General features: G+C 41.8%; 5 protein-coding genes. 3 read left to right on the top strand and 2 right to left on the bottom strand.

All coding sequences use genetic code 11. From position 1 onward, the window contains the following. Positions 1-120 precede the first annotated feature (120 nt). Both trkA and FLP08_RS05010 read left to right on the top strand, forming a co-directional pair. The gene (trkA, locus tag FLP08_RS05015) at positions 121-1,470 is read left to right on the top strand and encodes a Trk system potassium transporter TrkA (RefSeq protein WP_156274678.1); all 1,350 of its coding nucleotides are present in this window, start codon (positions 121-123) and stop codon (positions 1,468-1,470) included. Beyond that, the gene (locus FLP08_RS05010) at positions 1,470-2,966 is read left to right on the top strand and encodes a TrkH family potassium uptake protein (protein ID WP_156274676.1); all 1,497 of its coding nucleotides are present in this window, start codon (positions 1,470-1,472) and stop codon (positions 2,964-2,966) included. Before trkA ends, FLP08_RS05010 begins: the two co-directional genes overlap by 1 nt. Before the next feature lie 73 nt (positions 2,967-3,039). Here FLP08_RS05010 and FLP08_RS05005 read toward each other — a convergent pair whose 3' ends face one another. Beyond that, the gene (locus tag FLP08_RS05005) at positions 3,040-4,227 is read right to left on the bottom strand and encodes a pyridoxal phosphate-dependent aminotransferase (RefSeq protein ID WP_156274674.1); all 1,188 of its coding nucleotides are present in this window, start codon (positions 4,225-4,227) and stop codon (positions 3,040-3,042) included. 161 nt (positions 4,228-4,388) lie between these two features. On the opposite strand from FLP08_RS05005, the gene rsmG reads away from it, so the two are divergent. Beyond that, a complete protein-coding gene (gene rsmG, locus FLP08_RS05000) occupies positions 4,389-5,018 on the top strand; it encodes a 16S rRNA (guanine(527)-N(7))-methyltransferase RsmG (protein WP_156274672.1) in 630 nt (209 codons plus the stop codon). Here the strand turns inward: rsmG and FLP08_RS04995 are convergent, their stop codons facing one another. Next, positions 5,019-12,677 carry a DUF8693 domain-containing protein gene (locus FLP08_RS04995; RefSeq protein ID WP_156274670.1) on the bottom strand — a complete coding sequence of 2,553 codons (7,659 nt, stop codon included), beginning with the start codon at positions 12,675-12,677 and terminating at the stop codon, positions 5,019-5,021. Positions 12,678-12,793: the final 116 nt, after the last annotated feature.

Genomic DNA, 12,793 nt, shown 5'->3' with positions numbered 1-12,793 from the left:
GTCAAAGATAACCGATATGCATAAAATTCCTTGCTAATCAACTAATTTTTATCTTTGAACAATAGATTTTTCGTTTCTTCAAAATACCTTAACTTTGCTCTCGCAATTTGAAGCTTTTATATGAAAATAATTATCGCCGGTGCAGGTGAAGTAGGATTTCATTTAGCTAAATTACTTTCCTTCGAATCTCAGGATATCACGCTAATTGACCCCAATAGAGATAATCTTGCCTATGCAGATACTCACTTGGATATTAGAACCGTTAAAGGTGATGCCAGCTCCATAAAGATCCTTAAAGAGGCTCATGTTAAGCATACAGATATGGTGATTAGTGTAACTTCCAGTGAAGCTACCAATATTACCGTGTGTGTACTGGCCAAGCAGCTTGGTGCAAAAAGGACCATTGCCAGGATATCAAACACCGAATTCCTCGAAAATCAGGGTGAACTTGGTTTTACAAGATTCGGTATAGATGAGTTAATTTCTCCGGAAGCGCTTGCTTCCCGGGAGATCGAATTGCTTTTGAATCAGTCGGCTTTTAACGATAGTTATGAGTTCGAAGAAGGTGCACTTACCATGATAGGGGTGAGCCTTTCACGCACGGCTACCTTTGTAGGTAAGACCGTGAAAGAGGCCGCCAAGATTTTCCCGGAATTGAATTTTGTGCCTATCGCGATACAGCGTTTTGGAACTCAGTACACTCTTATTCCCAGGGGAGACACCCAGTTCAAAGATGGTGACCAGGTATATTTCATAACCCTTAAGAATGGGGTAGAGGAGCTGTATAAGCTTACCGGTAAGATCAGGCAGGATATCAAGAATGTGATGATCCTTGGCGGTAGTAAGATTGGAAGAAAAACAGCCCAGGACCTGTGTCGAAATAATTTCAAGGTGAAATTAGTAGAAAAGGACAGGGACAAGGCTTACGAGCTTGCCGATGAATTGCCCGAAACCTTGATAATTAACGGTGACGGAAGGAATGTGGAACTTCTTGAAGAGGAGAATATCCATGATATGGATGCCTTTATAGCGGTAACCGGAAATTCTGAAACCAATATCATGTCTTGCCTCGTAGCCAAATCTAAGAGCGTTAAAAAAACTATTTCCCTGGTCGAGAATATGGATTACTTCCAGCTCAGCCATTCCATAGGGATAGATACGCTTATCAATAAAAAACTACTTGCCGCGAATAATATCTTCAGGTATGTAAGAAAAGGGGAGGTCGTAGCCATGACCAAACTGAACAATATGAATGCCGAGCTGCTTGAATTCATCGTAAAACCAAAATCCCAGGTAAGCAACAAAAAGATCAAGGACCTGGATTTCCCAAGATCGGCCATTATTGGAGGTATCATTAGAAATGGAAAGGGATTGATCGCGCTAGGTGATTTTCTTATAAAACCGGGAGACAGAATCGTTGTCTGCTGTTTGCCAAGGTCTATTAATAAAGTGGAAAAACTATTTCTATAATGCCCAAACTGAATTATCAAATAATTCTGCATGTGATGGGTTTGTTGCTGCTATGTAATGGCGGCTTCATGTTATTGGCTACCCTGGTTAGCTGGTTTTATCAGGACGGAGTGACCCTCGAAATTTCCACGGCTGCACTTATAACTTTATTTATTGGTACCCTTTTCATGTTCACTACTCGAGGGCATAGTAAAGAGGTCAAGGTGCGGGAAGGATATATCATTGTAACCTTCGGCTGGATTTTTATGGCGCTTAGTGGTGCTTTACCTTATGTAATAAGCGAATCCATTCCCCGTTTTACCAATGCTTTTTTCGAAACCATGTCCGGTTATACTACCACCGGAGCCTCTATACTAAATGACATTGAAGCAATTCCCAAGGGTATCTTGTTCTGGAGAAGTTTAACCCACTGGATTGGAGGGATGGGTATCATCGTATTAGCCATCGCTATTTTACCTTTACTGGGAATTGGAGGAATGCAGCTTTTTTCTGCCGAATCTCCCGGGCCAAGTGCCGATAAATTGAAACCGCGCATTACAGATACGGCCAAGCGACTTTGGCTTATCTATGTTTCCTATACCCTGGCAGAAACCATCTTGCTCTGGGCTGCGGGAATGAGCTTCTTCGATGCGATAAACCACGCTTTTAGCACCCTTTCTACTGGAGGGTTTTCCACTAAGAATGCCAGTTTGGCTTTCTGGAACGATAATCCCGCGATACAGTATATCGTTATCCTGTTTATGCTTCTGGCTGGAAGTAACTTCGTATTGAGTTACTTCGCTTTCAAGGGGAAAATCAGCCGCGTGCTGCAGGACGATGAATTCAAATGGTATATAATTTTTATTGGAGCCTTTACTGCAATTTCTTCGCTCATCGTGTATTTTCAGGCAGATGTTAGCATATCCTCTATTGATCATCCAATGGTTTGGGGAGAAGGAGAAAGTGCCTTCAGGCATAGTTTGTTCCAGGTTCTTGCAGTAATTACAACCACCGGATTTGTTTCTGCAGATTATACCATGTGGACACCATTTCTAACCATACTATTCTTCGGATTATTCTTTCTTGGAGGTTCGGCAGGATCTACTGCCGGGGGTGTTAAGGTGATGCGTCATATCATCATGATCAAGAATGGGATCACAGAATTTAAAAGAACACTGCATCCAAACGCCATATTACCGGTTAGGTTTAATGGAAAGTCAATTAGTAAAGAGATCGTTTTCAATATTCTTGGATTCTTCATTCTCTATATGCTTTCTTTTATCATTGGTGCCGTTGTACTTGCTTCTTTAGGCCTTGATTTTGAAACGGCCATTGGGGGAGCTGCCTCTTCTCTTGGGAACATCGGGCCTGCCTTCGGAGGATTAAGCCCGGTTAATAACTTTGATATGTTGCCAGATTTCGGAAAATGGTGGTGTGCCTTTCTTATGCTAATTGGAAGGCTGGAACTCTTTACCGTACTTATCCTTTTAACCCCATTCTTCTGGAGGAACAGGTAAAGCTGATAATAGTAAATCAAAACATAAAAAAACCGGCGGATGGCCGGTTTTTTATTTTATATATCATCCTGAATTAGCTAAGAGCTTTCTTGATTCTGGCCATAGCTTCCGTGATCTGGTCTTCGCTCGCGGCATACGAGATCCTGATACATTCAGGATTACCAAAGGCATCTCCAGTAACTGTTGCTACATTAGCTTCTTCCAAAAGGAAAAGACTGAAATCTGTGGCATTCAGAATTTCGTGTCCTTTGATCGTTTTTCCGAAGAAAGCAGAAACATTTGGGAATACATAAAAAGCACCTTCCGGCTCGGTAGTCACGAAGCCTTCAATTTCATTCAGTTTGTCAATGATAAGTTTTCTTCGGCTTTTAAAGGTATCTATCATATGGCTGATCTTGCTCACCGGTGCTTCCAGAGCGGTAATTACAGCTCTTTGAGCGATACAGTTGGCACCGCTGGTGATCTGTCCCTGCATCTTATTGCAGGCTCTGGCGATATAAGAAGGTGCGCCAATATAGCCAATTCTCCAGCCGGTCATGGCGAAAGCCTTGGAAACGCCGTTCACAGTTACCGTACGGTCATACATGTCCTCAAATTCGGCCATTGAAGCGTGGTCTCCAACAAAATTAATATGCTCATAGATCTCGTCGCTTACTACGATAATATCTGGGTACTTCTTGAGTACGTCGGCCAGGGCTCTTAGTTCCTCCTTGCTGTAGACCATTCCGCTCGGGTTACACGGAGAACTGTACCAGATCATCTTTGTTTTGGGAGTGATCGCTGCTTCGAGCTGCTCTGGCGTGATCTTAAAATCGGTCTCCACAGAGGTAGGAACTTCTACCGGTACTCCTTCAGCCAACTTCACGATCTCGGCATAACTTACCCAGTAAGGGCAGGGTAGTAGCACCTCGTCACCTGGATTTAGTACCACCATGGCTACATTGGCAAGGGATTGTTTCGCTCCTGTGGAAACCACGATCTGTGATCGATCGTAAGTGAGATTATTATCCCTTTTGAACTTATTGATAATAGCATCTTTAAGTTCTACATAACCGTCAACAGGAGTATAAGAATTGTAGTTTTCATTGATCGCCCTAATCGCCGCTTCCTTAATAAAATCTGGTGTATTAAAATCTGGTTCCCCCAAACTTAGACCGATGATATCTTTCCCTTCGGCCTTCAATTCACGGGCTTTGGCGGCCATGGCCAGGGTTTGGGAAGTTGCCATTGAGTTAATGCGATTCGATAATTTTTCCTGCATAATGTTTAGGTTTTAAATTTCCTGATGTAACCAGTTTTATTGCAAACGCCCCAGTTTTTAGGTGAAGCAGCTTCAAAGTTAAAATTTTATACTTTCCGTACTTCTGAATTTGAAGAAAAATAGCAATAAAAAATAATTACTTTTGCTGAAAATAATAGGCTTTGGAATTACTCAAAAAATACTTTCCGGAATTAACCGACGACCAGATCTCGAAATTTGAAAAACTCGAGGAATTGTATAAGGACTGGAACCTAAAGATAAATGTGGTTTCCAGGAAAGATATAGACGAACTGTATTTAAGACATGTGCTGCATTCGCTGGGAATTGCCAAGGTTCAGAAATTCAATCCCGGCTCGAAGATCCTGGATGTAGGTACCGGTGGTGGTTTTCCAGGGATTCCTCTTGCCATCATGTTTCCAGAAAGTCAATTCCACCTTGTGGATTCTATAGGCAAAAAGATAAAAGTGGTCGATGAGGTAAGCGAAGGCCTGGGATTAGAAAATGTGATTTCCTTTAACCAGAGAGTAGAGGAGCTCGATGGTAAATATGATTTCATCGTTAGCAGAGCGGTTGCCGTCATGCCTAGTTTTGTAAGGTGGGTGAAGGGCAAGATCGAAAAAGATAGTAAACACGATCGCAAGAACGGTATACTTTACCTCAAGGGAGGTGATTTAACTGAAGAACTCAAAGACTACCGCACCGCGGAAATCTTTGAGCTTTCAGATTACTTTGAAGAGGAATTCTTTGGAACCAAAAAAGTGGTTTATCTTCCTCTGAAATACAAGGGATAATTATTTTGTGATGATCACCTTTTTAGAATAGGATTTATTCCCCGAGTATACTTTTACTATATATACTGCCGAACTCAGTTTTTGGTCCACATTTAACAGTATGTCCTTTTGAGTCGGTACCTCCCTAAAGCTCATGATCTTTTGTCCTGAAATACTGTATAGTTCTACAAAATCCAGGTTCATTAGATCTGGATTAGAAAGGGCGATCTGGTCTGTGTCTTTCAAATATTGTAACCCGAGGATCCTGTCATCCAGCTCAATTTCAGGTTTTTCTTCAACCTGTTCCTCAGTTTGCGGTTTTCTAAATGTAATTTCATAGCGCTCGTTGAATACCCCGGTTTCTTCAATGTTCGCTGTGTATTCCTTTTTTGAAATATTGAAGAAACTATCTTCTTTAATATCGTGCAGGTAAATATCGAAATTGGTCTTTATGTTTTCCAGGGAATCTATTTTAATGGTGTATTCTCCCGGCTCGGCAACTTTAAATCCTATAGGAAGTACCTGGTCAAGATTGAAATTCGGGACAGCCTGGATCACGAACTCGGTTTCATCGATCATCCAGTACATGTCTTCCACGTTATTTTCAATAAGCGGTGCATCATAACCAAGATCGAATCCCTGGGTTGAATTGGCATCTGCGGCGACTAGTATCTGCCTGTGATATCCTTTCGGAGATTTGAATTTCAACCTGATCTTAAATCGGGTATCTTTTTTATAAGCGTAGTCCTTGCTTTTCTTGGTAACCGGATCTTCCTTCATATGAAAATGGGAATCGCTGGTCGACTCCGGTACAAAAGCCCTGTACTTATTCTTAAATGTAATCGAGTTCGGACTGGAAACTCCAATCGTACTAATAAAGAACGCCTGGCCTACCGGGATATACTGTCCAGGGGTTGCATTTCCCTTGTCACCAGTATCATTTATCCTTGAATCTATAGAAGAGGCGGCAGCCACTGCTCCAGATTTATTCATTACAGCATAACCACCTATATATTCTTCCAGATAGTGAGTGTCTTCCTTACCAAAATGATCCCAGAAATAAATGCTGCCATTGAAATCACCAAGGTTTTCATCAATGAACTGGTAAGAGTCAATAGCTGACGGATATGGATTTCCTGTTAATAAATTTTGTCCAGCTCCTACGTTGACGGTAATATCACCATTATTCGGCTTTCCGCGGAAAGTATAATTCTGTCTGTTGGAGATAGGGACATAGCCGGTGGTACCCTTCATACTATATCCTATTCCTGGCTTCAATACTTCTGTTTCTGAAACCTGTCCCCATTGGAAGTAATCATCTGCTGTACCCTGGAAGGTATATAGCCAGTAAGAGCTGATTCTTTTAGGGTTAGTGCTGCCACCGTCGGCCCAGTGGTACTGATAATTGAAACTTAAATCTTTAGGGTTTTCCGGAGTGGTTGCATCCAGCAATACTTCTGCGATCTTGAAGCCATAGTTGTTTGTCTGCCCTTGCAGTGAAACAGGTGAGGTCCAATAATTATAATTAAAACTGTTCGCGGTTCCCTGCTGGTCTATATCTATACTTCCTGTACTTGAATCATCAAGAATGCTTCCCTGGGTTTGTACCAATTGGGAATTACCTTCTAAGTTTATAGATCCGTCCAGCTTTAGATAATGAGTTACAGTTAGGCCCTGTCCATTTTCTGCGGCAACATCTCCATTGATTTTTAATTCATTCGAATTTGAAATCAGTCCAAGAAGGTTGATGTCGTCATCAGAGTATATGTCATTTGAAGTACTGGCAATATTCCAGTCTATTTTTTTGTTGTTAATCCCTTTATCATTCGGGAAACTCCAAACAGATGGCCTTAGCCAGGTAGATTGTGCCTGCCACCTCCCATTTTGGTTAGAAATATAAGGAAGCGGTGCAGTGTTGTTTTGATCAGTTTCGATATTGTAAAGAATACCGGGAACGCTTTCCAGGGATAAGTCTGGTGTAGAACCACTTGACGGTTTCAAACTTTCATCGAATTCCAGGTAATTTAACGGATCAGGGTCAACAGATATCAGCCTGTAATATCCCAGTAAATTACCCCATTTAAGATCGTAAAAAGGATTCCCGTTAGCATCAAGGTTCAGGTTATTGCTGGTATAATAACTTCCCGGAATTGATTTATTTGGGATTAGCTCACCTTCGATCAAAGTGTTTGAAGTTAGTCCACCAGATAGTTTAATTCTCTGGTTCATCATGAACCTTAACTGCTCTTTGGTAAGGGCTTTATTCCATATCCTTAATTCTTCGATCCATCCGGAATAATAGTTGGTAGGAGTATTCGGGGTACTTGAATCATATAGAGCACCAAGAATAAATGGAGCGGATGTAGAAGAAGGATTTGCCCCGGTTTTGTTCCCCACGTCCAAGCCGTCAACATATAATCTGGCAGTTCCATTATAGATAACGGCAATGTGATACCACCTGTCAGTTTTTACTTTTGAAGATGTGCTCACTGTGTTGCCATTCCACCTAAATGTTGGGGCTCCGTTATTAATTATTAGTTCATAGCCGGTTGATGCAGAACTGCGATCTTTTTTGCTTAAAATAGTCTGAATACCGGTGGTGGATTCTGGCTTAACCCATACTTCCAGGGTGAAGTTTCCTGAATTTAAAGGATATGTATCCCCGGTACTTACATAATCGTCTATACCGTCAAAATCTAATTGCGAACATTCCCCGGTTATGCTAATAGTCACCGAATCTGATTTTGCACAGCTACCATCCTCATTAGCGATCGTCCAGACGAGGTTATAGACTCCTTCCGGAGCACTGAATTCTGAATTAGGATTGGTAGGCGAAGCGATATTTCCGTTAAGGTCTGAATTTTCAGTATCTATTGTCCAGGTACCTACCCCTGTTTCAGGGGTATTTGCGTTAAGTGTGATATCAAACCTACCGCAGCCCAATTCTATGTCTTCGCCCGCTTCTGGTTCAGTAAGTTCAGGTGCCTCAATAATGCTGACCGTAGAAATGGCTTGGCAGCCATTTGCATCGGTAGCGGTTACCGTATATTCACCTGGGCTTAGGCTTTCCGCATTTACAGTGGTTTGAGAGGAAGTGTCATTCCATAAAATTTCATAATAAGGATCTCCATTATTATCATAAAAAGGAGTACCACCTTCAACTACAGCACTAGCGCTTCCATTTTCGCCGAAGCAAGGAGGATCTGTTTTAGATGCGGTAATTTTTACTGCTGAGACAGGTTGATTGATGGTGACAGTGGTCGAGCCTTCATTTCCTCTTGAATCCTTAATATATACAGTATAGTCTCCAGCTCCCAGATTGTTGAAAATACTGGTAGTTTGATAATCTTCTGCATTACCTGTAAGACTGTAGGTATAAGGAGCAAAACCGCCCGAACCTTTAACCTCAATAAAACCTGTGCTTGCTTCAAAGCATTGGATATGGTTTGGAGTAGCACTTACATATACCGGGGTAGGAACGGTTACCGGTTCGTTAGTTGAATAACAAAAACCATTGTTGTTAGATAAGCAATCCTTTTTCGAAACGTTGGTGTAGGTAATGTAGAAACTATCGATATTTAAATTGTCGCCACACTCATATTCAATAGGGTCAATTGTAAGCCTGATGAATTCACCTACCCGGTTTATTTTCCCCTGGTTTTCTGATTCAGGGATTTCATCTATTTCATCTCCATCCTTACATCCGAAATCTTCCTGAGTTTCTAATAGGTCCTCAAGGATACCTGAGGAAGTATTAAAGGTTACCTCGGTATAAGGATTATAAACGTTCACATTTTTGGAGACCGGCAGGAAAAGATACATGTCTATATTAGAGGAGCAAACATTAGGGTCATCTAAGTCGAGTTCGTTTCCGTTAATATCTCCAATATATATCCCATCTACGTTAAACTGAAAATTCTGGGCCTGGCCACAAGGCTCATAACATAAACCTACATATTGCTGACGTGTAATTACAACCTCTTGATTGGAAACAGTATCTGTGACAGTCAGTTTAATGGTTTTATTTCCAGGAGAGTTATAAACCACGGCATGCTCACCCACGCCGGTAGCAGATTTGTTTTCACCAAAATCCCACGAATAGGTATAACTTCCGGATCCTCCAAGGGCAGAAAATCCTGTAACCCTGAAATAAGCAGTTCTTATTGGGTCATCCCCTTGTTTATCATCCGACTCACAAATTGCGGCTGAATCTATTTCAGCAAATAGGGCATCGAGAACGGTAACTTTTATTGTCTCAGATCTACATCCATTCGCATCCTTTACGATCACTTCGTACTCCCCGGCTGGAAGATTGTTAACGGTTTTGGTGGTCTTTAAAATTTCTGTGGAACCTGTTTTCCTCCATTCGTAAAAATAGCCGGGAGTTCCACCAGTTGGATTCGCTGTGACTGTTCCTGAAGAAGTTCCAAAGGTTGTAGTGTTAGTTGAGGTAGCCGTCACTTCTAAAGGAGCAGAAGGCTGGGTGAGGTTTATTTCACCTAAACTAATTTCACAGGCAGTTTGTGAGTCATCCCGAATATCTACCTGGTAGGAGCCTGCACTAAGGCCGGTAAAATCTGGAGAGGATTGCCAGGTGCTTCCATTGATCCTGAATTCATAGCCTGCATTTCCGCCCCTGGCATTGGAAATACTGATTTCTCCATCTGTCCCTTCGTAACAACTAACATCGGTTTTAGAAAGGGAGCCAGATAATATTTCGGGTTCCGTTATGCTAAGGTCTACCTGCAAAGAACATTCGTTGGAATCTTTTACGAAAATAGTATAATTTCCAGCAGTTAAATTTTCAAAAGTTGTCCCGCTTTGAAAGTTTGAATTGTCTAAGGAATAGGTGTAAGGTGCCGTTCCGCCAGTCATTTGTCCAACATTAATTATGCCGTCACTCCCTTCGAAGCAGGTCACTGGAGTACTTGAAGGTGTGGTCATGCTTAAGGCAGAAGGTTCTGTAATTTCTATAGTTTCAATTACTTGACATCCATTTAAATCAGTAACCGAAACAGAATAATTTCCGGCAGGAATATCTGATATGGAACTATTATTCCCAAGATCTGTATTAGTTTCGGTGTTGATCCATGAATAATCATATGGCTTAACACCTCCATTGGTGGTGGCTATAGCCTCGCCGGTTTGAAATCCATTACAAAGAATGTCTGTTTTAGAAATGCTGACTCTTAGTTCATCAATTTCGATAGTTTGTGTTAATCGAGAAATATTTCCGTATTCATCCTCGAAGCTCCATTCAATTTCATAGGTTCCGGTAGAACTATAGGTAAGTGGATCGTTGGTGGTACCGGTTATGGAACCGGAACAATTATCTGTGGTAACCGGTGGTTCTACCGTGTATTCGCAACCCCAGAAGATATCCTGCACTTCGGGCAGGACGGGAGCCTGGTTATCTTCTACAGTAACAGTCTGGGTTACTTCATCAGCAAAATTTCCATTATTATCCTGGACGCTCCAGGTAATAATGGTACTCCCGACTGGATATGGCTCGTCCAGTTCCAGGCCATCATCCCTGGTGCCTACCGGATTTCCGGCTTCGCAATTATCTGTAATAGATGGAGGGGCAATACTTAGGCCGGCTTCACATTTTCCTGTATCGTTGGTTGCTGAGATATCATTTGCTACAGTAATAACTGGATTAATCGTATCCTCCACGGTGACAATAGCGGTAGCCTTAGCAGAATTTCCATTAGTATCAGTAACGGTAAGCTCTACAGTATTGGCTCCCACATCATCACAATTAAAGCTTGTAATATTAGTATCGAAAGTTAGACCACCGCAGGTATCGGAAGATCCGTTGTTGACAGCATCTTCTGCGATAGTTGCGTTTCCGTTTGCATCCAGTTGTACAGTTATATCAGAAGTGATCACCTGTGGAGTAATTTTGTCCTCCACGGTGACAATAGCGGTAGCCTTAGTAGAATTTCCATTAGCATCAGTAACTGTAAGCTCTACAGTATTGGCTCCCACATCGGCACAATTAAAACTTTTAATATTGGTATCAAAGGTGAGTCCACCACAGTTATCGGAAGACCCGCTGTTGACAGCATCTTCTGCGATAGTTGCGTTTCCGTTTGCATCTAGTTGTACAGTTATATCGGAAGTGATCACTTGTGGAGCAATCTTGTCCTCCACGGTGACAATAGCGGTAGCCTTAGCAGAATTTCCATTAGCATCACTAACGGTAAGCTCTACAGTATTGGCTCCCACATCAGCACAATTAAAATTTGTAATATTGGTATCAAAGGTGAGTCCACCACAGTTATCGGAAGACCCGCTGTTGACAGCATCTTCTGCGATAGTTGCGTTTCCGTTTGCATCCAGTTGTACAGTTATATCAGAAGTGTTCACTTGTGGAGCAATTTTGTCCTCCACGGTGACAATAGCGGTAGCCTTAGCAGAATTTCCATTAGCATCGGTAACGGTAAGCTCTACAGTATTGGCTCCCAAATCAGTACAATTAAAACTTGTAATATTGGTATCAAAGGTGAGTCCACCACAGTTATCGGAAGACCCGCTGTTGACAGCATCTTCTGCGATAGTTGCGTTTCCGTTTGCATCTAGTTGTACAGTTATATCGGAAGTGACCACCTGTGGAGCAATTTTGTCCTCCACGGTTACTATAGCGGTAGCCTTAGCAGAATTTCCATTAGCATCAGTAACGGTAAGCTCTACAGTATTGGCTCCCACATTAGCACAATTAAAACTTGTAATATTGGTATCAAAGGTGAGTCCGCCACAGTTATCGGAAGATCCGCTGTTGACGGCATCTTCGGCAATAGTTGCATTTCCGTTTGCATCTAGTTGTACAGTTATATCTGAAGTGATCACCTGTGGAGCAATATTGTCTTCTACGGTTACTTTAGCGGTAGCCTTAGCAGAATTTCCATTAGCATCAGTAACGGTAAGCTCTACAGTATTGGCTCCCACATCAGCACAATTAAAACTTGTAATATTGGTATCAAAGGTGAGTCCACCACAGTTATCGGAAGACCCGCTGTTGACGGCGTCTTCGGCTATAGATGCATTTCCGGTTGCATCTAGTTGTGCGGTTATATCTGAAGTGATCACCTGTGGAGCAATTTTGTCCTCCACGGTTACTATTGCGGTAGCCTTAGCAGAATTTCCATTAGCATCGGTAACGGTAAGCTCTACAGTATTGGCTCCCACATCATCACAATTAAAACTTGTAATATTGGTATTAAAGGTGAGTCCACCGCAGGCATCAGAAGAACCATTGTTGACGGCGTCTTCGGCTATAGATGCATTTCCGGTTGCATCTAGTTGGACGGTAAAATTTTTAGTAACCACCTGTGGATCGGTGTTATCCTGAAAATTCAGGTCGATAGTTTCGCTTACTGTATTTGAATTTGCATCAGTAACCGTAACAGTGTAGCTCCCTTCACCAATACTGTTGAGATCTTCACTGGTAGAGCTAAAACCATTAGGGCCACTCCATGAATAAGAATACGGAGTTGTACCTCCAGTAACAGAAATATCTATAGCTCCATCAGAATTTCCTGAACAACTTGGACTCTGGGAGGAAACACTAATTTGCTGCCCATACAATTGGCCGCCAGTCATGGTCGAAAGGCCAAAAAGTATAAGCGTAAATATTAGTACATAATGGATTTGGGGTCCAGTAGTAGTTTTGCGCATAGGCTACCAATCTAGATTTTCATCGTTAAAAATACACATTAAATCGAAAACCTAAACTAAAATGCCAGAAAAATCTTATTTAACTAACTTTTATTCAGTAAAATAGCAGGATATTT

It is taken from the genome of Christiangramia aestuarii (assembly GCF_009735585.1).
Lineage (GTDB): Bacteria > Bacteroidota > Bacteroidia > Flavobacteriales > Flavobacteriaceae > Christiangramia > Christiangramia aestuarii.
Note: the sequence above shows the minus strand (reverse complement) of the source record. Positions and strands in the feature narration are given on the sequence as shown.